Raw genomic sequence first — 18,744 nt, 5'->3', positions numbered from 1 at the left:
TGCGAGCCGCGTCAGTCGCGCTCGGGGTGCTCCACCGTCGCGGGGGTGCCCTTCTCGTCGGCGACCTCGGCGGCGGCCTCCCGCGGCCCCGCCGCGGCCGGCTCGCGGCGCGCGGCGACCATGCTCGCGATCGTGGCCACCGCCATCGACAGCACGATGACCGCGAGCGACACCCAGGTCGAGATCTCGGGCGCCCACTCGATGTGCTCGCCGCCGTTGATGAACGACAGCTCGTTGACGTGCATCGCGTGCAGGATGAGCTTCACGCCGATGAACGCGAGGATGAACGCGATGCCGTAGTGCAGGTACTTCAGGCGGTCGAGCAGATCGCCGAGCAGGAAGTACAACTGACGCAGGCCCATCAGGGCGAAGAGGTTCGCGGTGAAGACGATGAACGGGCTCTGGGTGATGCCGAAGATCGCGGGGATCGAGTCGATCGCGAAGAGCAGGTCGGTCACGCCGATCGCGACGAACACGATGATCATCGGCGTGAACAGCTTCTTGCCGTTCACGCGCGTGATGACCTTCTTGCCGTCGTAGGAGTCGCTCATCGGCAGCACGCGGCGTAGCGTCCGCACGATGAGGTTCTCTTTCTGCGTGTCGTCGTCATGGTCGCCACCCGGGAAGGCCTGACGGATCGCCGTGTAGACGAGGAACGCACCGAACAGGTAGAAGATCGGGCTGAAGTTCTCGATGATCGTCGCGCCGACGAGGATGAACGCCCCGCGCAGGACGAGCGCGATGATGATGCCCACCATCAGCACCTCCTGCTGATACCGGCGCGGCACGGCGAACTGCCCCATGATCAGCACGAACACGAAGAGGTTGTCGATCGAGAGGCTGTACTCCGTCAGCCACCCGGCCACGAATTGCCCGGCCACCTCTCCCCCGGCGACGGCCCACAGGATGCCGGCGAAGATCAGCGCCAGGGTGACGTAGAACACCACCCAGAGGGTCGACTCCTTCGCGGCCGGGATGTGCGGACGCTTGAGGATGATCAGCAGATCGGCGATCAGGATGACCACGAGCGCGATCAGCGTGATCGTCTGGAAAAGCGGATCGATCTGCAGCTCCATGCACGGGGCCTTTCGTCGGGGAAACGCTCCAGTTTATCCATGGGGACGGCGCGCGAACGGGACTTCGGAAACCCGCTGAGACGATCTCGCGCGCGCTGACACCTCTCAATGAGAGAGTGCTCGCACCGGCGAAAGCCGGTCGAAGAAATGGATGCCATGGCTGACGACGTGATCGACGACAGGGCGCTCGTGGCGCGCGCCGCCGCCGGGTCGGAGACGGCCTTCCGATCGCTCTATCGCGCGTACGTACGCCCCGTGTACTGGACGGCGATGGGACTGGTCGGCAACGCCGCCGACGCCGACGACGTGGTGCAGGAGACCTTCGTCGTCGCGTGGCGGAAACTGCCCCAGCTCACGCTGGAGGGAACGTCACTGTTGCCCTGGCTGGCGACGGTCTGCCGGCTCCAGGCCGCCAATCGCCTCCGCGCGCGGTCACGGCACGGCGCGCACGCGGCGCTCGACGAAGACCTGCCCGCCCGGATCGACGTCGAACGCGACGTCGTGGACGCGGAGACGGTCCGCGCGATCCTCGCCGCGGTGGAGGGATTGGGCGACCTCGATCGCGAGATCTTCCGCCTGTGCGCGGCCGAGGGATACGGCTATCAGGCGGCGGCCGACGCGCTCGGGGTGTCGCACGGCACGGTGCGCAATCGTCTCTCCCGCATCCGCACCCGGGTGCGCGCCACCGCGATGGAAACGGAGACCCCATGACCACGCCCACCTTGCCCACGCTCTCCGACGACCGAGTGGACGCCCTGGAGACGACGATCTTCGCCCGCATCGGCACCGAGCGAGCCGAGCGCCGGCGACGCCGTGCGCGGATCGGCGGCTGGTCCGTTGCCGCGGCGGCAGTCGTGCTGGTCGCGGCGATGGTCGGCCCCGCCGTGGTGCACGGCGGGAGCATCTCGCTCGCCGATCAGTCCGCGGCGGGAACGAGCGGCAGCGCGCTGACGGAGCCGTTCAGCGCCCCCACCTCCCCCGAACTGAGGTTGCTCGACGGCACAGTGGTCGAGGCGGCGCCCGGCACTGCCGTGCGCGAGGTCATCGCGGACGGGTCGGTCACGCTCGAGGTGAGCGATGTGCCCACGACTGTCAGAGCCGTCTCGGATGCCGCGACCTCGGCTGGCGGCTACGTCGAGTCGTCGCAGGTCGGTGCGACATCGGGTGCGATCCCGATCGCGGGCGACGCGAGCGCGCAGAGCTTTCCCGCCGACGCCTCGACGGCCTGGATCCGCGTCCGCGTTCCCGTCGATGCGCTCACGAGCGTGATGGACGGCCTGTCCACGCTCGGAACGGTGACAGCGTCGAAGGTCACCCGCAGTGACGTCACCGACCAGACGGTCGACCTCCGGGCTCGGATCACCGCCGCCGAGGCATCCGTCGCCCGACTCACCGAGCTGATGTCGCAGGCCGGCTCGGTCGCCGACCTCATCGCCGCCGAGTCCGCGCTCGCCGACCGACAGGCGCAGCTCGACGCCGATCGTCAACAGCTCGCGCTGTTGGAGTCGCAGGTGGCGATGTCGTCGCTGACCGTCCAGGTCATGCCCGCCGCAGCGACGGTGGCCGCCGACCCGGCGGGTTTCGGCGACGGTCTGGTGGCGGGGTGGAACGGCCTCGTCACCACGCTGAACGGTGTTGTGATCGGACTCGGGTTCCTGCTGCCATGGCTCGCCGCGGCCGGACTCGTCGCCGCCGTGGTGTGGGTCGTGCGCCGTGCCCGCCGCCGGCGCGCTCGGGGCGCCGACACCTGAGTGGATCCGGAAGGTGTCGCCGGATCCACATCGGGCGCTGGGATCGTCCCGGATCCGGCGCGGCGCGCGGAGCCTCCGGGCGGGGCCCAACCCGCGCATACGGCTCCTCGTTCCGCCACCGCACCAGAACAGCAAAAAGGCCCCGACCATTCGGTCGGAGCCTTTCGCTGTTGGTGACCCCAGCGGGATTCGAACCCGCGTTACCGCCGTGAGAGGGCGGCGTACTAGGCCGCTATACGATGGGGCCGCGTCGCAACCGTTCAAGTATGCACCACGATTGACGCGCACGCAAAATCGAGGCCGAGCCGCCGAATTCTCGGGCGTGTCCGGACACGGTACCGCGAAGACGGGCCCGACGGAAGAGCGGCTAGCCCGAGATCGCCCGCCACGCCAGCGGTTGCCGCCCGCCCCGAGCCGGAGTGAACTAGACGCATGCGCCTTACGAAGCACGAACACGCGGCCCTGGTCCTCGTCGAGTCGGGACACACCCTGGTCATCGATCCGGGTAGCTTCACCTCGCCACTGGAAGACCTCGTCGGTCTCGTCGGCGTGGTCATCACGCACGAGCACCCCGACCACTGGACGCCCGAACATCTCACGCGTCTGTTGAGCGCCCATCCCGGGGCGCCGATCTACGGACCGGAGGGGGTCGCACACGCCGCCGCCGGGTTCGAGGTGACCGTCGTCCACCCGGGTGACACGCTCGACCTCGGTCCCTTCCACCTGGAGTTCTTCGGCGGTCGGCACGCCGTCATCCATGAGTCCATCCCCGTCGTCGACAACGTCGGCGTGCTCGTGAACGAAGCGCTCTACTACCCCGGCGACTCGTACGCCATCCCGAAGCACAAGAAGGTGTCGCTCCTGGCGGCCCCCGTCGGTGCGCCCTGGTTGAAGATCGGCGACACGATGGACTTCGTCGTCGACGTCAAGCCCGACCGCGTGTTCGCCACGCACGACATGACTCTCTCGACCGCGGGAAAGCAGATGGGGTACGCGCGCTTGACCTGGGCGGTGGAGCAGAACGGCGGATCGTTCGTCGACCTGCAACCCGGCGACACCGTCGAGGTCTGAGGCGCACGACGCCGGCGAATCGCCGTCGAACAGCCTTTCGCGGGCCTCCCCCGGCGTCACCCGCAGGAGTTGTGCCGCCACATGCCTACGACGGGCGACCGCTCGCCGCGCGCGCCGGCACGCACAGCTCCGGCGATGCGGGGCGACGTGCACGCGCTGACCCGCTCTGCGCCGGATATGCAGGAGTCGTGCGGCAACCCACGCCGTCACGCGCAGAAATACCGGATGCCACGAGCCGTGGGGCTCGTGGCATCCGGTGTTTCTATTGCGCGAAGCGCTTACTGCGCGTCGAGGTCGGTCTCGAGCAGAGCGACGAGCTCGTCGAGCGCCTGTTCGGCACCCTCACCCTCGGCCTTGAGGGTCACGACCGTGCCGTGACCGGCGCCGAGGCCCATGAGCGACAGGATGCTGCCGGCGTTCAGGTCGGCACCGCCGTTGGCGGCGATGGTGACGGGGATCTTCTTCTCCTGCACGGCCTGCACGAAGAGCTTCGCGGGACGGGCGTGGAGGCCGGAGGCGCTGGCGATGGTGGCCTGACGTTCTGCCATGGTGAATCCTTCCGATTCGACGTGGGTCTTATGCCGCGACGGTCGCCGCGGGCGCATCCTCGGCGACGGCGGCGTCCTTGGTGCTGCGGCCGATGCCCTTCAGGGCCACGACGATCAGCGCCGTCACGACGGTACCCGCCACGATCGCGAGGGCAAAACCCCAGAAGGGGTTGATCGCGAAGAACACGAAGATGCCGCCGTGCGGGGCGAAGGACTGCACGCTCAGGAGCATGCTGAGACCACCGGTGATCGCACCGCCCACCATCGACGCGGGGATGACACGCAGCGGGTCCGCCGCGGCGAACGGGATCGCGCCCTCCGAGATGAACGAGGCACCGAGCAGCCACGCGGCCGCGCCGTTCTCACGCTCGACCGGGGTGAACTTCTGACGGGCGAGGAGGGTCGAGGCCAGAGCCATCGCGAGCGGGGGCACCATGCCAGCGGCCATGACGGTCGCCATGATCATGTACGGCGCGGTGTTGGTCTGAGAGGCCGCGGCAAGACCGGTCGTCGCGAAGACGTAGGCGACCTTGTTGACCGGGCCGCCGAGGTCGAAGCACATCATGAGGCCGAGGATCACACCGAGCACGATCGCGCCGGCGCTGCTGGCGGCGAGCGAGTTCAGGCCATCGGTCAACGCGGCCATCAGCGAGGCGATCGGGCGACCGAGGAAGAGGATCATCAGGACCCGACGCGAAGATCGAGCCGAGGAACGGAACGATCACGACCGGCATGAGGCCGCGGAGCCAGCGCGGCGCATCGAAACGGCCCAGCCACCAGGCGATGAAACCGGCGAGCAGACCGCCGATGATGCCGCCGATGAAACCGGCGTTCATGAGCACGGCCACCGCACCGGCGACGAAACCGGGGGCGATGCCCGGGCGGTCGGCGATCGCGTAGGCGATGAAACCCGCGAGAACGGCCACGATGAAGCCCATCGAGGTCGCACCGATCATGAAGGCGACCGAGCCGAGGTACTGACCCAGCGGGCCGAACGACGACGTGATGCCCTCGGTGGGGAGGTCCCAGAGAGAGTTCTGGATGATGACGTTCGCGGCGTTCTTGGTGACCTCGTAGCCACCGAGCAGGAAGCCGAGCGCGATGAGCAGACCGCCACCGGCGACGAACGGGATCATGTAGCTGACACCGGTCAGCAACCACCGCTGGATGCGGCGGCCGACCGACTGCTGCGCGACGGGCGCGTCGGAGGCGGATGCCGCGGCGGCACCACCCTGCACGCGCGCTGCGTTGGGGTTCTCGCTCGCGGCGACGGCCTCGGCGATGAGCTGCTTCGGCTGCTCGATGCCGCGCTTGACTCCGGCGCGCACGACGGGCTTGCCGGCGAAACGCTGGGGGTTTCGGACGTCGACGTCGACCGCGAAGATCACGGCGTCGGCGTCGTCGATGACGCTCTGGGGGAGGGCCTTGTAGCCGCTCGAGCCCTGCGGCTCGACGATGAGCTCGACGCCCTCGGTCTCCGCGCCCGCCGCGGTGAGGGCGTCGGCGGCCATGAAGGTGTGGGCGATGCCGGTGGCGCAGGCGGTGACGGCGACGATCTTCTTCGTCTTGGCGGCCGTGCGGGCCTCGGCGCGGGTGGCGGCCGGAGCGGCAGCGACCGGCGCGGCAGCGGCCGGCGCGGCGGCCTCAGCGGGGGTCACGGCTTCCGTGATGATGCGCACGGCCTCGGCGGGGGTGGTCGCGGCGCGCAGGCCCGACATGAAGTCGTCACGCATGAGGCTACGGGCCAGCTGCGACAGCACCGACAGGTGTGCCTCGTCGGCACCGGCGGGAGCGGCGATGAGGAACACGATGTCGGCGGGGCCGTCGGGGGCGCCGAAGTCGACGCCCGGCGTCAGGCGCGCGAAGGCGAGGGTCGGCTCGGTGACCGAGGCGCTGCGGGCGTGCGGGATGCCGATACCGCCGGGCAGGCCGGTCTCGTCCTTCTGCTCGCGGGCCCAGGCGTCGTCGAAGAGTTCCTGCGCGCTCGTGGCGCGGCCCTGCGCGACGACGCGCTCGGCGAGTGCTCGGATCACCGACTGCTTGTCGGTGCCCAGGGGCGCGTCGAGGGTGACGAGCTCCGGAGTGATGATGTCGGACATTGTCAGGTGACCTCCATGGTCAGGATGTTGCGAAGGGGGTAGCGAAGTCGGAGACGACGATGGGACCGGGGGGAAGGTCGGTCGGTGTCGGGGCCTGCGTCCCCGGCAGGGTCGCGGCGGCGGCACCGTAGGAGATGCTCCGCGCGAGTCGGTCAGGGGCTGCGGCCCCCTCGAGGTCGGCGAGCAGGTAGCCGGCCAACGAGCTGTCGCCCGCGCCGACCGTGCTGGCGACCTGGATCTTCGGGGCGCGCCCGCGCCACGCACCGTCGGCGGTGAACAGCAGCGCACCGTCGGCACCGAGGGTGACGAGGGCGGATGCCACACTCGCGGGCACGAGAGCCTGTGCGCGTCGCGCCGCCTCGGCGAGCACGTCGGTGTCGTCGGAGGCATCTTCACCCACCAGCTCGGCGAGTTCCTCGTGGTTGGGCTTGATGAGGTCGGGGTGGGCGGATGCCACGACGGCGTCGAGGGCCGGGCCGGAGGCATCGACCGCCACGAGGGGAGCTGCCGCGCCCCAGCGAGCCCGCACGGCGTGAATGAGATCGGCATAGAACGTCTCGGGCACGCCCGGAGGCAGCGAACCCGCGAGCACGAGCCACGTGGCCCCCTCGGCGGCGGCGACGACACCCTCCGTGAGCGCGGTCGCCTCCTCGGCGGAGAGATGCGCACCCGGCAGGTTGAGCTTCGTGGTCTCGCCCTCGGGGTCGGTGATCGTGAGGTTCGCCCGGGCGCGGCCCTCGACATCGACGAGGTCGAGCGCGATACCGGTGTCCTCGAGCAACATGCGGTAGGGGTCGTGGGCGTTCACCGGCACGACGGCCCGCGCGGGGACTCCCGCGGCGGTGACGACGCGGGCGACGTTGACGCCCTTGCCGCCGGCGTCTTCTCGCGACGAGAGCGCGCGCTGGACTTCTCCGGGCGCGAGGGCGCTCGACAGCACGACGGCGCGGTCGGCGGAGGGATTGGCGGTCAGGGTGACGATCATGCGACGCGCACCTCGACGTCGGCGTCGGCGAGAGCTTCCGCGAGCGGGGCGGGCGGGGCGGCATCGGTGACGAGCACGTCGATCTCGTCGAGTCGGGCGAAGCGCACGAGCAGTTCCTCTCCGAATTTGGCGGCGTCGGCGACGAGCACGACGCGACGGGCCGACTGGATGATGGCGGTCTTGACGGCGGCCTCGTCTGGGTCGGGGGTGCTGAGACCGAAACCGGCGCTCAGCCCGTTCGTCCCCACGAAGGCGATGTCGGGGCGCAGTTGTCCGATTGTGCGCACCGTGTGCGCACCGACCGCCGCCGCCGTGACCCCGCGGACGCGGCCGCCGATGGTGGTGAGCGAAAGCCGCTCCTCGCCAGCGAGGAGGTGTGCCGCCTCGAGGGAATGGGTGACGATCTCGACCTCGCTGGTCGCGCCGAGGACGGTGGGCAGCATCGCGGCCACGGCGGCGGACGTGGTACCGCCGTCGAGGAAGATCGATCCCCGGAAGTCCGACCCCAGTACCGCGACGGCTTCCGCGCCGATCGCGCGCTTGGCGTCGCCGTGGCGTTCCCGCCGTTCGGTGAGAGTGGTCTCCGCGGTGCTGGCGCGGTCGATGCCGACGGCGCCGCCGTGGACACGACGAAGCGAACCGTTTCCTTCGAGGCGGTCGAGATCGCGGCGGACGGTCTCCGTGGTGACCTCGAAGCGACGGGCCAAGTCGATGACGCTGACGCGACCGACCTCGCGCAGTTCGCGCTCGATGAGCTGCTGGCGCTCCATTGCGTACACGGGATCCCCTTCGAAGATTCCCACACAGTACAACACAGAACCACACAGAGCAACAGGTGCGACGCACCGCCCCGTCCGCGCATTCCGTGCACGCGTGCCCACCTCCGGCACACGCTCCCTGGAACGGGACGGGCAGATAGAGGAAAAGCGAACAAGTGAGGCTATCCTTACCCACGGTCCGCCGTCGGGCCCACGCCACACGATCCCTACGGAGTTCCCGGATGCCACGCGCCCGCGCCCTCGTCCTGCCCCTCGTCCTCCTGACGACCGCCGCCCTCCTCGCCGGGTGCGGCGCATCCGAAGAGGTCCCCGAGACCACCGCCGCCCCGACCGGACAGGGGGCCACGACCTACCCGCTGACGCTGGAGAACTGCGGCCGCGAGATCACCGTCGACGCCCCGCCCAGCCGCGTGGTGTCGCTCGATCAGGACTCCACCGAGATCCTGCTGTCACTGGGGCTGCAGGACCGCATGGTGGGCACGGCATCCTGGACCGACCCCGTGCTCGACTCTCTCGCCGACGCGAACGCAGCGGTCCCCCGCCTCTCCGACAACGCTCCCTCGTACGAGGTCGTGCTCGACACCGACCCAGACTTCGTGACCGCGTCGTTCGGACGCCACTTCGCCCAGGGCGGCGTCGCCACGCGCGACCGCTTCGCGGAGACGGGCATCGCATCGTACCTGTCGCCCACCGACTGCGACGGCGACGTGAGCTTCAACGCCGGTGGCACCCGCACCAACCCCCTCACCATCGACGTGCTCTACGGCGAGATCCGCGACCTCGCGCGCATCTTCGACGTCGCCGACCGTGGCGACGCGCTCGTGTCGTCGCTCCAGCAGCGCGCTGCCGCCGCCACCGACGCCGTCGACTTCGACGGCCACAGCGTCGCCTTCTGGTTCGCCGACACCAAGACCCCCTACGTCGCCGGCGGGTTCTCCAACGCCGCACTGCTGGCATCCATCACGAAGATGACGAACGTGTTCGCCGGTCAGAGAGACGACTGGCCCGCCGTGGGGTGGGAGAGCATGGTCGCCGCCGATCCCGACGTGCTCGTGCTCGGCGACCTGCAGCGCGACCGGTTCCCCGGCGACCGCCTCGACGACAAGATCGCCTTCCTCGAAAGCGATCCGCTGACGAGCACCATGACCGCGGTGAAGAACAAGCGTTACATCGCCCTGCACGGGGCCGAGCTCAACCCCTCGATCCGCTTCGTCGACGCTCTCGACAAGATCCGCGCGTGGTGGGACGAGAACGGGAGCGCGCTCTGAACTCCCCCTCGGTCGCCTCGCGTGCCCGCCTCGGCCGCGGATCGACCGGTCTCGGCATCGTGCTGGCCCTGGTCGGGATGGCCGCACTGATCGGCTCGGTCGGCGTGGCGATCACCCTCGGCCCGGCCGACGTGTCACTGGTCAACGTGCGCGACGTGCTGCTGAACCATCTGGGTCTCGCCGACATCCCGGTCAAGGCAGCGAAGAACGCCATCGTGTGGGAAGAGCGCCTCCCCCGCGCCCTCGTCGCCGCGTGCGCGGGAGCGGGTCTCGCGCTGTGCGGTGTCGTCATGCAGTCGCTGCTGCGCAACCCGCTGGCCGAGCCGTTCGTGCTCGGTGTGTCGTCGGGGGCGTCGACGGGCGCCGTCGTCATCGGCGTGCTCGGTGTCGGCGGCGGGGCGCTGGGGCTCTCGGGCGGCGCGTTCGTCGGAGCCCTCGTCGCGTTCGGGCTCGTGCTCGTGTTGGCCCGCTTCACCTCCGGCGGCACGTCGGGGGTCATCCTCGCCGGCGTCGCCAGCACGCAGTTCTTCTCGGCGCTCACCTCACTCGTCGTGTTCGCCGTCGCCGACAGCGATGAGACCCGTGGCGTGATGTTCTGGCTGCTCGGCTCACTCGAGGGCATGCGGTGGGACGACGTCGTGCTGTGCGCGGGCGTCGTCGTGGTCGGCGGGGCGATCTGCATCGCCGCCGCTCGCGCGCTCGACGCCTTCACGTTCGGCGACGACGTCGCCGCCTCGCTCGGCATTCCGGTCGCTCAGACACGCGTCGGCCTGCTGGTGGTGACCGCCTTGATCACGGCGGCACTGGTCAGCGTCGTCGGCGCCGTGGGCTTCGTCGGACTCGTCGTGCCGCACGCGGTGCGACTGCTCGTCGGTCAGCGGCACGCCCGCGTCGTGCCGCTCGCGGCGATCGTCGGCGCGGTGTTCATGGTGTGGGTGGATGCCGCCACCCGCACGCTCTTCGCGCCGACGCCGTTGCCGGTCGGCGTGGGAACGGCGATCGTGGGCGTACCCGTCTTCGTCGCCCTGCTGCTGCGACGGAGGGGCCGCGCGTGACGCTGGAAACCCGAGAAGTGCGATGGACACGCGGCGGTGCGCTCGTCGTCGACGGCGTCTCGCTGCGTCCCGAGCCCGGCACCACCGTGGGACTGCTCGGCCCCAACGGGTCGGGCAAGTCCTCGCTGCTGCGCCTGCTGCAGGGCGCCGCGCGAGCGGACACCGGTGAGGTGCTGCTCGACGAGCGCCCCCTGTCGTCGTGGCGCCGACGCGAGGTGGCCCGAACGGTGGCCGTCGTGACACAGCATGCCGAGACCGACGCCGACATCGTCGTGCGCGATGTCGTGCGCCTGGGTCGGACGCCCCATCGTCCGGTCTGGGGCGGCTCGAGCGCCGGTGACGACGCCGCGATCGACGCGGCTCTCGAGCGCGTGGGGCTCAGCGACAAAGCGGACCGGCTGTGGCACACCCTCTCGGGCGGGGAGCGTCAGCGCGCCCAGATCGCCCGTGCCCTCGCCCAAGAGCCGCGCGAGCTGCTGCTCGACGAGCCGACCAACCACCTCGACATCCGGCATCAGCTCGACGTGCTCGCCCTGGTCGCTGCTCTCCCCGTCACGAGCATCGTCGCGCTGCACGACCTCAACCTGGCCGCGACCTACTGCGACAGCGTGCTCGTGCTGCGCTCCGGCGCGGTCGTGGCGGCGGGAGCCCCCGCCGACGTCCTCACGCCCTCGCTCATCGCCGATGTCTACGGCGTGCGGGCTCGGGTGATCCCGGATGCCGAGACGGGGCGCACCACGATCCTGTTCGACGGGCCGCTGGCATCCTGAACGGAGGCAAACTGCTACGCACGACCACCGGGGTACTCACAGACCTCGGGTTCCTCGCCACGCGATGGCACTCGTCTCGGCGCGGTGTTTCAGCGACACGGTGATTCAGTAGGGTGGGCCACGACATGGGAGCGGGGGCTCCCATCGACTCAAGGGGGGGCATACATGGCTGTTGTCTGGGATACGGATCTCGTCTTCGATCCGCGGCTGAAGGAGAACGGCGAACCCATATCGCTTCAAGGCCTGAAAGCTCGGCGTGTCGTGTGCAGCACGGTGATCAATGCGATCGGGGGCATCACCGTAGGCGGGCCCGAGAGCGGAGTCCGCTGGCGGGGGCAAGCGGACGCATCGTGGCGCGTGGCTTCCCGAGCGACACGCCAGGGTCTCACCGCAGCTGACCTACAAGATCACGAACGCAAGATGATCAACCAGGCCCGCACGATCGGCATCGACAACGCGCAGCACATGTCCGACTGGGAGATTCTCGCCCGGTTGCGGCACAACGGCGCCGTCACGCGGTTGATCGACATCACGACGGACCCTTTCGTCGCCCTCTTCATGCTGTGCGACGACACACTCCAGAGCGAGCAAGAAGAGTGCGACGGCGTGCTCTTGGCGGTGAACCGCTCGGAGCTGAAGATCATCGACCGGCCGTGGGAGCCCGACGGCTATGCGGCGATGACGAAGAAGAAACCGGCCGCGCTCGTCTACACGACCCCGCCCATCGATCCGCGTATCGCCGCGCAGCGAGGCGAGTTCATGTTCCACAGTGCTCCCCTGAGCGAGACCGACGCGCCTGAGTGCGAGCTGTTCCCGATCAGCCGCCCGCCCGGGTGGAACGTCACCGACCTCCGCAAGCTGCTCGGGGTGGACAGACCGAACGAAGACCGCGGTGCGCCCCGGAAGCATTTCCCGACGCTGATCGGTATTCGCATCCCCGCCGAGATCAAGCCGATGCTGCGCGACCTCCTCAGCCGGAACTTCGGCTACACCCGCGAGACGATATACCCGGACTGGGCAGGACTGGGGGAACAGTTCGGGCGGGACTCCTGACTGCTCCCTCCACCGTGTCGCGGTGTACGACCACCCGTTGCAGCGCCCCGTCCCGGGGGGGGCACCGGGTCAGGGCGCGACGACCGAGATGGTGAAAGAAATCGTCTGACCGTCGGGCCCGGTCAGGGTCGCCGCGGTCTTGCCGACCTTCCGCGCCTCGAACCCCGGGCGGAACACCGCGCCCTCCGAGGCTCCCCCGGCGGAGAACTCCGCGATCGTGGGGTCGGCCGTCGTCCCCGTCCAGTCCGCCTCGGTGCCGTCGGGGGCGGCGATGACGAGCTCGGTGGCGACGACGACGGTCGCCTCGCGCGTAGCGAGCTCACCGGGCGAGACGATGGTCGGCGAGAGCGCCTGCGCCCCCGCCGACGCGGCCGACTCGGGTGTCATGTCGTGCGAGGACGAATCCGGGGATGCCGTCGGCGTGCACCCCGCCATCATCAACGGCAGGACGAGGGCCAGGGCGACGAGCGGCGAGCGCTTCACGGATACCTTCTTCCGGCTCCGGCCCGTCGACACGGGCCCTGGAGGGATCGTAGCGAAGGCGTCTCGGAAGACGCCGCAGCCCGCGCGGTCGGTCGGCGTCACGACGGCAACGGGTGCGCGGTGAAGAAGTCCTCGATGATCCGCGTCGCCGAGATCGTCTGGGTCGTGGCGCCCGGCCCGCTCGTCGCGGTCGCCCCGGGCCAGGTGTGGCCTCCGCCCTCGATGCGGTAATGAGTCATGGCGCCGCGGCCCTGGCATCCACACCACTGCTGCTCGACGACGTCGGACCCGATCTGCGTGATCGTGGGCGAGGCGGAGCAGCCGCTGCGCTGCGCCTGCTCGGTGGTCCACTGCGTGACGGGCTCGAGCTGACTGCCGTGGCTGGTGCCGCCGTCGTACGCGATGACCGGGTCGTTCGTCCCGTGGAACTCGACGACGGGGACCGCCGCGGTCGTGGGGCACGGTGGATCGTTCGCGGGGTAGATCGCGCCGGAGACCACGGCGAACGCCGCGATACGCGCGGGCAGGGCGCACGACAGCAGCGCCGTGAAGCCCCCGCCGTTCGAAATACCGGCGGCGAACACGCGCGTCACATCGACGCAGGCGTGTGCCTCGATGTCGTCGATCAGGGCGCTGACGAACGCGACGTCGTCCTGCCCCGAGGCGTAGGGGGCGCTCTGCCATCCGTTCTGCGGGTCTGTTCCGGCCGGCTGCGGATACAGCACGAGGTCGCCGCTGTCGTCGAGGTCGCTGAAGCGTTCGAGCTTGTCGATCGACATGCCGTGCCCGACGAAGGCGAGGATGACCGGCGTCGGCGTGGTGCCGTCGTAGCCGCTGGGGACGTGCAGACGCGCGCTTCGCGCCGTGCCGCCGACGGTCACGGTGCGCGTGGAGGTCGAGCCGGCCGCCGAGGTGTCGCGGCCGCAGCCCGACGCCGCTGCCGCGTCGACGTGCGCCGAGGCAGCCGGCGACGCCGAATCGGGTGCGCCCGCCACCGAGAGGGTGCCCGCGGCGGAGGGCGACGACCCCGCGGCCCCCGCGGCGGCCGCGCCACAGCCGGCGAGCGCGAGACAGGCGGCGAGCAGGGCAGGGAGCAGGTGGCGATGGGGCACGGCCGAGATGGTACGGCTCACCCCTTTGACCCGGCCTGACCGCTCACCTGCGGGCTCACCCGCACGTGCCGCGGGGATCGAGTCCACTCCGTCGCGCTCGGCGGCGTCGACGTCGGCGGCAGCGGTCACCGGAATCTCGCCTCGGTGGACCTCTTCGGTCGGGCCCCTCAGCGCGGGACCGCTCCGTCGACGCGGGTCGCTCGGTCGTAGCGCGGATAGGAGGGCAGGGGCACTCCGAGCTCGTACGCCGCGTGGCGGGCCCAGTAGGGGTCACGGAGCATCGCGCGACCGATCAGGACGGCGTCGGCGTACCCAGAAGCGATGATCTCCTCCGCCTGCGCCGCGCCGGTGATCTGTCCGACCGCGCCCACCGCGACCCCGGAGGCCCGCACCTCGGCCGCCCCGGGCACCTGATACCCCGGGCCGGGAGCGTACTCCGCGCCGGCGACGAGACCGCCGGCGGAGCAGTCGATCAGATCGACCCCGGCCGCCACAGCCGCGGGGCCAGCTCGGCGCTGTCGGCCGGGGTGCGACCACCCTCGACCACGTCGGAGGTGGAGATGCGGACCAGGAGCGGCATCCCCCCGTCCGGGATCGTGGCCCGCACCGCGGCGACCGTCTCGAACAACAGCCGTTCCCTGCCCGCCGGGTCTGCGCCCCACGCGTCGGACCTCGGATTGGTCGCGGGCGAGAGCATCTCGTGTACGAGGTATCCGTGCGCGGTGTGCAGTTCGACGGCGTCGAATCCCGCCCGTACGGCGCGCTCTGCCGCACTCGCGAAGGCGTCGGGCAGCGCCGCGAGATAGACGGACGCCGCCGGCAGCGGTGGGTCGTAGCGCCCGAACGGCTCCCCGGTCGCGCCGTGGAGCTGCCATCCACCGTCCGCCGGACGCAGGGGGCCCGCCGGTTCGGCGTCGCCCGGAAGGCCCCGACGCTTGCTGCCCTTGCGGCCGGCGTGACCGAGCTGGACCGCGATCCGGCCCCCGAGCAGGTGGACCGTCGCGGTGACCCGCTCCCACGCCGCGATATGCGCGTCGCTCCAGATCCCGGCATCCTGTGCCGTGACCCGACCCTCCGGCACGACGGCGGTGGCTTCGGTGAGAATGAGGGCCGCCCCGCCGAGCGCATACTGACCGTAGTGCGCGACGTGGAAGTCGCCGACCATCCCGTCGCGGGCCTCGCACGCGTACATGCACATGGGCGACACCCATGCACGGTGCGGGAGCTGCAGATCGCGCAGGGTCATCGGGCTGAACACACGGCTCATGCGCCGCGCCCCACGATGCGGCCGACGGCGATCTGTCCCAGGTTGATCACGAGCAGCATGTGCATCCTCGCGCACCTCGACGAGCGCGACATCGACATCGTGCTCTCACGACCGGTGCCGGCCGCGACGGAGCGCACGGCGCTCGACCCCGACCTGATTCGTCGCCGCCTCGCGGACGTGCGCGCTCACGGGTACGCGATCACCGAGGGTGAGCGGGTTCCGGAGGCCATCGGCATCGCGGCACCGGTGTTCGACGCCCTGGGCGAGGTGGTCGGCGCGGTCTCGATCGCCTGCCTCGCATCGCGCGCCGATGATCGCCGACTCACCGAGCTCGTTCCGATGGTCGTCCGAGCGGCCGCCGACATCAGTCACGACCTCGCTCAGCTCGAGAGCGCGGGGCCAAGCGCCACCCTCCCGGCCACCCGATGAGCGGGGCGTCGACGGTGCCACCGTCGCGGTGTCACGCGGCGTGCTCACAGATCCCGCGCTGCGTCGTCTCGACGATGGTCATGGAAGCACATCACTCACGACTCGAACAGCTCGCGGTGTCGTACTGGAGCGCCGGGTTCACCGCGCGCGACGGGGCCGCGCGCGTCGAGGCGAGGAAGCTGATCCCCGGCTCAGAGAGAAGAAGAGGTCGCATCTGCGACCTCTTCATGAAGCTGGGGTACCTGGACTCGAACCAAGAACAACGGAACCAGAAACCGCCGTGTTGCCAATTACACCATACCCCAAGGCTGTGAGCCGTAACTCGTGCCGAGGATCAAGCTTACGCGACGCGGGCCCGAGCGCCAAACCGGCGCCCGCCCGCGCGCGTCGAACGGCGCAGGACCATACCGAAGAAGGCGCAAACCCCCGAACCTCGTAGAGAGCGGGAGCGAAATCTCCGAGGATCGGCAGGTTTTCGACGAACGGATGCCGCCCGCTCAGCCCAGGTGCCGCACGAGGGCGTCGAGCCGACGGATCGACTCCGCCTTGCCCAGCAGCTCCATCGACTCGAACAGCGGCGGCGAGACGCGACGACCGGTGAGCGCGACGCGCGGGGGGCCGTAGGCGACGCGGGGCTTCAGGCCCAGCTCGTCGACGAGGGCCGTCGACAGCGCCTGCTGCACGGCCGCGGCGGTGAACTCGGCCTCGGGGACGAGCTCGAGCGCGCCGACGGAGGCCACGAGCACCTCGCCCGCGTTCGCGGGGAGTCCCTTCAACGCATCTTCGGCATACTGCACGTCGGAGACGAACAGGAAGCCGAGCATCCCGGGCACCTCACCGAGCAGCTGCACGCGCTCCTGCACGAGCGGAGCGGCGGCGGCGATGATCGCGCGGTGCTCCTCGCTCGGGTGCTCGTCGATCAGCCCCGCACCCGCGAGGTAGGGGACGATCCGTGCCGCGAAGTCCTCGGCATCCAGAAGGCGGATGTGGTCGCCGTTGATGGCTTCCGCCTTCTTCTGATCGAAGCGGGCCGGGTTGGGGTTGACGTCGGTGATGTCGAAGGCGGCGATCATCTCGTCGAGCGAGAACACGTCGCGGTCGCTCGACAGCGACCAACCGAGGAGCGAGAGGTAGTTCAGCAGCCCCTCGTGGATGAAGCCCTTCTCACGCTGCAGGAACAGGTCGGCCTGCGGGTCGCGCTTGGAGAGCTTCTTGTTGCCGGTCTCGCCCAGCACGAGGGGCATGTGACCGAAGCGCGGGATGAACGTCGTGACCCCGGCATCCACCAGCGCGGAGTACAGCGCGAGCTGACGCGCCGTAGAGGGCATGAGGTCTTCGCCGCGGATGACGTGGGTGATGCCCATGAGCGCGTCGTCGACCGGGTTCACGAAGGGGTAGAGGGGTACTCCGCCGGCGCGCACGAGCACGAAATCGGGGAAGGAACCTGCGGGGAACGTCACCTCGCCGCGGATGAGGTCGACGTACGTGAGGTCGTGATCGGGCACGCGCAGGCGCCACGCGGGCTGACGGCCCTCGGCGCGGAAGGCGGCCTTCTGCTCCTCGGTGAGGTCGCGGTCGTAGTTGTCGTAGCCGAGCTGCTTGGCGCGGCCGTTGGCTTCGTTGCGCGCGTCGATCTCTTCGGCGGTCGAGTAGCTCTCGTAGACCGCGCCGGCGGCGATCAGCTTGTCGAGCACCTCGCGGTAGATCTCGTGACGTTGCGACTGGCGGTACGGCGCGTGGGGTCCACCGACTTCGACGCCCTCGTCCCAGTCGATGTTCATCCACCGCAGCGCCTCGAGCAGCTGCTGGTAGCTCTCTTCGCTGTCGCGCGCGGCGTCGGTGTCTTCGATACGGAAGACGAGCGTGCCGCCGTTGTGCCGGGCGTAGGCCCAGTTGAACAGGACGGTGCGGATGAGACCCACGTGCGGCAGTCCCGTCGGAGACGGGCAGAAGCGGACGCGAACGTCGGCGCCGGAGGCGGTCGTGGTGCGGGGATCGGGCGTGGCAGACATCTCCCCCAGCCTACCGGGGGGCGGTGCGCTCGCCCGAGAGTCGTCGATGCGCCGCGAGCTCGGCGGCCATGATCTCGAGGCTCGCCCCGACCGCGGGGACGAACTCCGCACCTCCCGCCGTCACCAGGTGCAGCGTCCTCGCCTCGGCCACGGGCAGGCGGGGTGCGGCGATGCCCGACAGCATGGGAAGGGATGCCACCGCCATGCGCGGCAGGATCGCCATGCCCACCCCCTGCGCGACGAGGTTCTCGACGGCGATGAAGTTGTCGGTCTCGAACGCGATGTCGGGGGTGAACCCCGCGCGTTCGCACGCCTCGAGCAGGTGCCCTCGGCACTGCGGACAGCCGGCGATCCAGCGCTCCCCCGCGAGCTGCGACAGGTCGATCGGGTCGTGGGATGCCGCCGGGTGATCGGCGGGAACCACGACCACCGTGTCGTCGGCGCCCATCGGGTGCACCGAGAGCCCGGATGCCGCGGACTCGAGGTGCTCGCGACGATCGCCGGGGTAGCTGTAGGTGAGGGCGATGTCGGCCCGATCTTCGCGGACCGCGGCGATCGCCTCGGGCGGCTCGGCCTCGACGAAGCTGATCGAGACGCCGGGGCGCCGCGCGGTGACCGCCGCGATCACCCGGGGGACGACGGTCGACGACGCCGAGGGGAAGGCGACGATGCGCACGCGACCGGCACGGAGTCCGCGCAGCTCGGCGAGGTCGCCCGCCGCCGCATCGAGTGCGGTGGTCACCGTGGCGGCGTGGCGAGCCAGCACCCGACCCGCCTCGGTCAGCCGGACGCCACGACCGACGCGCTCGACGATCGGCATTCCCGCCCGGCGCTCGAGACGGCGCACCTGCTGGCTGACCGCGGGCTGGCTGTACCCGAGGGAGCGAGCGGCTCCAGTGATCGATCCGGCATCGGCGATCGCCTTGACCACGCGCAACGCGTGCGCGTCGAGAGCGTCGTCGACGTCGTTCATGCGTACACATAAG

General features: G+C 70.2%; 18 protein-coding genes, 2 tRNA genes and 1 pseudogene. 8 read left to right on the top strand and 13 right to left on the bottom strand.

Translation table 11 applies throughout. The annotated features are described in order from the left end of the window. Window positions 1-11: 11 nt before the first annotated feature. The gene (locus tag QE412_RS02410; protein ID WP_307479698.1) at window positions 12-1,076 is read right to left on the bottom strand and encodes a TerC family protein; all 1,065 of its coding nucleotides are present in this window, start codon (window positions 1,074-1,076) and stop codon (window positions 12-14) included. A 156-nt stretch (window positions 1,077-1,232) separates the two neighbouring features. Here QE412_RS02410 and QE412_RS02405 point away from each other — a divergent pair, with 156 nt between their 5' ends. Both QE412_RS02405 and QE412_RS02400 read left to right on the top strand, forming a co-directional pair. Next, on the top strand, window positions 1,233-1,787 hold the full coding sequence (locus QE412_RS02405; protein ID WP_307479695.1) for an RNA polymerase sigma factor: 555 nt from the start codon (window positions 1,233-1,235) through the stop codon (window positions 1,785-1,787). Further along, on the top strand, window positions 1,784-2,827 hold the full coding sequence (locus QE412_RS02400; protein ID WP_307479693.1) for a DUF4349 domain-containing protein: 1,044 nt from the start codon (window positions 1,784-1,786) through the stop codon (window positions 2,825-2,827). The genes QE412_RS02405 and QE412_RS02400 overlap by 4 nt, the downstream gene beginning before the upstream one ends. A 171-nt stretch (window positions 2,828-2,998) precedes the next feature. Here QE412_RS02400 and QE412_RS02395 read toward each other — a convergent pair. Next, window positions 2,999-3,074: transfer RNA gene (locus QE412_RS02395), tRNA-Glu, on the bottom strand. Window positions 3,075-3,259: 185 nt separating this feature from the next. Between QE412_RS02395 and QE412_RS02390 the strand changes: the two genes are divergently transcribed. Beyond that, window positions 3,260-3,898 carry an MBL fold metallo-hydrolase gene (locus tag QE412_RS02390; protein ID WP_307479689.1) on the top strand — a complete coding sequence of 213 codons (639 nt, stop codon included), beginning with the start codon at window positions 3,260-3,262 and terminating at the stop codon, window positions 3,896-3,898. A 278-nt stretch (window positions 3,899-4,176) separates the two neighbouring features. On the opposite strand, the gene QE412_RS02385 is transcribed toward QE412_RS02390, so the two are convergent. The 4 genes and pseudogenes from QE412_RS02385 to QE412_RS02370 form a co-directional block, all read right to left on the bottom strand. Continuing rightward, window positions 4,177-4,446 (bottom strand): HPr family phosphocarrier protein, encoded by a 270-nt coding sequence (locus tag QE412_RS02385; RefSeq protein ID WP_058595874.1) that lies wholly within the window; start codon window positions 4,444-4,446, stop codon window positions 4,177-4,179. A 28-nt stretch (window positions 4,447-4,474) separates the two neighbouring features. Then, a pseudogene (locus QE412_RS02380) lies at window positions 4,475-6,545 on the bottom strand (PTS fructose transporter subunit IIABC). A gap of 19 nt (window positions 6,546-6,564) precedes the next feature. After that, on the bottom strand, window positions 6,565-7,530 hold the full coding sequence (locus QE412_RS02375; protein ID WP_307479687.1) for a 1-phosphofructokinase family hexose kinase: 966 nt from the start codon (window positions 7,528-7,530) through the stop codon (window positions 6,565-6,567). Next, window positions 7,527-8,309, bottom strand: coding sequence for a DeoR/GlpR family DNA-binding transcription regulator (locus QE412_RS02370; protein ID WP_307479684.1), 783 nt, complete (start codon window positions 8,307-8,309; stop codon window positions 7,527-7,529). Before QE412_RS02370 ends, QE412_RS02375 begins: the two co-directional genes overlap by 4 nt. A 221-nt stretch (window positions 8,310-8,530) precedes the next feature. Here QE412_RS02370 and QE412_RS02365 point away from each other — a divergent pair, with 221 nt between their 5' ends. From QE412_RS02365 to QE412_RS02350, 4 genes are all read left to right on the top strand, one after another. After that, the gene (locus QE412_RS02365; protein WP_307479682.1) at window positions 8,531-9,577 is read left to right on the top strand and encodes an ABC transporter substrate-binding protein; all 1,047 of its coding nucleotides are present in this window, start codon (window positions 8,531-8,533) and stop codon (window positions 9,575-9,577) included. A 77-nt stretch (window positions 9,578-9,654) separates the two neighbouring features. Continuing rightward, a complete protein-coding gene (locus QE412_RS02360) occupies window positions 9,655-10,632 on the top strand; it encodes a FecCD family ABC transporter permease (protein WP_373426563.1) in 978 nt (325 codons plus the stop codon). Then, a complete protein-coding gene (locus QE412_RS02355) occupies window positions 10,629-11,402 on the top strand; it encodes an ABC transporter ATP-binding protein (RefSeq protein WP_307479679.1) in 774 nt (257 codons plus the stop codon). Before QE412_RS02360 ends, QE412_RS02355 begins: the two co-directional genes overlap by 4 nt. A 165-nt stretch (window positions 11,403-11,567) precedes the next feature. Next, window positions 11,568-12,455: an FRG domain-containing protein gene (locus QE412_RS02350; RefSeq protein ID WP_307479676.1), complete on the top strand. Its 888-nt coding sequence runs from the start codon at window positions 11,568-11,570 to the stop codon at window positions 12,453-12,455. A 69-nt stretch (window positions 12,456-12,524) separates the two neighbouring features. Here the strand turns inward: QE412_RS02350 and QE412_RS02345 are convergent, their stop codons facing one another. The 4 genes from QE412_RS02345 to QE412_RS02330 form a co-directional block, all read right to left on the bottom strand. Further along, window positions 12,525-12,938, bottom strand: a complete 414-nt coding sequence (locus QE412_RS02345) for a hypothetical protein (RefSeq protein WP_307479673.1) — start codon at window positions 12,936-12,938, stop codon at window positions 12,525-12,527. Window positions 12,939-13,036: 98 nt separating this feature from the next. After that, complete coding sequence (locus tag QE412_RS02340) at window positions 13,037-14,179, bottom strand: alpha/beta hydrolase family esterase (protein ID WP_307479671.1); 1,143 nt, start codon at window positions 14,177-14,179, stop codon at window positions 13,037-13,039. A gap of 38 nt (window positions 14,180-14,217) precedes the next feature. Then, entirely contained in the window at window positions 14,218-14,544 is a 327-nt protein-coding gene (locus QE412_RS02335) for an oxidoreductase (RefSeq protein WP_307479668.1), read from the bottom strand. Next, a complete protein-coding gene (locus tag QE412_RS02330) occupies window positions 14,523-15,317 on the bottom strand; it encodes an oxidoreductase (RefSeq protein WP_307479666.1) in 795 nt (264 codons plus the stop codon). The genes QE412_RS02335 and QE412_RS02330 overlap by 22 nt, the downstream gene beginning before the upstream one ends. 42 nt (window positions 15,318-15,359) lie before the next feature. On the opposite strand from QE412_RS02330, the gene QE412_RS02325 reads away from it, so the two are divergent. Next, window positions 15,360-15,746 carry an IclR family transcriptional regulator domain-containing protein gene (locus QE412_RS02325; protein WP_307479662.1) on the top strand — a complete coding sequence of 129 codons (387 nt, stop codon included), beginning with the start codon at window positions 15,360-15,362 and terminating at the stop codon, window positions 15,744-15,746. Between the two features lie 233 nt (window positions 15,747-15,979). On the opposite strand, the gene QE412_RS02320 is transcribed toward QE412_RS02325, so the two are convergent. The 3 genes from QE412_RS02320 to QE412_RS02310 form a co-directional block, all read right to left on the bottom strand. Further along, a tRNA-Gln gene (locus QE412_RS02320) sits at window positions 15,980-16,051 on the bottom strand. A gap of 192 nt (window positions 16,052-16,243) precedes the next feature. Further along, window positions 16,244-17,758, bottom strand: coding sequence for a glutamate--tRNA ligase (gltX, locus tag QE412_RS02315; protein ID WP_307479660.1), 1,515 nt, complete (start codon window positions 17,756-17,758; stop codon window positions 16,244-16,246). 10 nt (window positions 17,759-17,768) lie between these two features. Then, a complete protein-coding gene (locus QE412_RS02310; RefSeq protein ID WP_307479658.1) occupies window positions 17,769-18,731 on the bottom strand; it encodes a LysR family transcriptional regulator in 963 nt (320 codons plus the stop codon). Window positions 18,732-18,744 lie beyond the last annotated feature (13 nt).

Source organism: Microbacterium trichothecenolyticum (assembly GCF_030818955.1).
Classification (GTDB): domain Bacteria; phylum Actinomycetota; class Actinomycetes; order Actinomycetales; family Microbacteriaceae; genus Microbacterium; species Microbacterium trichothecenolyticum_B.
This window is presented reverse-complemented; position numbering and strand designations above follow the sequence as displayed.

Bases quoted from the DNA above. Each gene is read 5' to 3' on its own strand.
- QE412_RS02400 (WP_307479693.1), top strand. From the start codon at position 1,784: ATGACCACGCCCACCTTGCCCACGCTCTCCGACGACCGAGTGGACGCC.
- QE412_RS02375 (WP_307479687.1), bottom strand. From the start codon at position 7,530: ATGATCGTCACCCTGACCGCCAATCCCTCCGCCGACCGCGCCGTCGTG.
- QE412_RS02410 (WP_307479698.1), bottom strand. From the start codon at position 1,076: ATGGAGCTGCAGATCGATCCGCTTTTCCAGACGATCACGCTGATCGCG.
- QE412_RS02330 (WP_307479666.1), bottom strand. From the start codon at position 15,317: ATGAGCCGTGTGTTCAGCCCGATGACCCTGCGCGATCTGCAGCTCCCG.
- QE412_RS02365 (WP_307479682.1), top strand. From the start codon at position 8,531: ATGCCACGCGCCCGCGCCCTCGTCCTGCCCCTCGTCCTCCTGACGACC.
- QE412_RS02360 (WP_373426563.1), top strand. From the start codon at position 9,655: ATGGCCGCACTGATCGGCTCGGTCGGCGTGGCGATCACCCTCGGCCCG.
- QE412_RS02350 (WP_307479676.1), top strand. From the start codon at position 11,568: ATGGCTGTTGTCTGGGATACGGATCTCGTCTTCGATCCGCGGCTGAAG.
- QE412_RS02310 (WP_307479658.1), bottom strand. From the start codon at position 18,731: ATGAACGACGTCGACGACGCTCTCGACGCGCACGCGTTGCGCGTGGTC.
- QE412_RS02385 (WP_058595874.1), bottom strand. From the start codon at position 4,446: ATGGCAGAACGTCAGGCCACCATCGCCAGCGCCTCCGGCCTCCACGCC.
- QE412_RS02405 (WP_307479695.1), top strand. From the start codon at position 1,233: ATGGCTGACGACGTGATCGACGACAGGGCGCTCGTGGCGCGCGCCGCC.
- gltX (WP_307479660.1), bottom strand. From the start codon at position 17,758: ATGTCTGCCACGCCCGATCCCCGCACCACGACCGCCTCCGGCGCCGAC.
- QE412_RS02390 (WP_307479689.1), top strand. From the start codon at position 3,260: ATGCGCCTTACGAAGCACGAACACGCGGCCCTGGTCCTCGTCGAGTCG.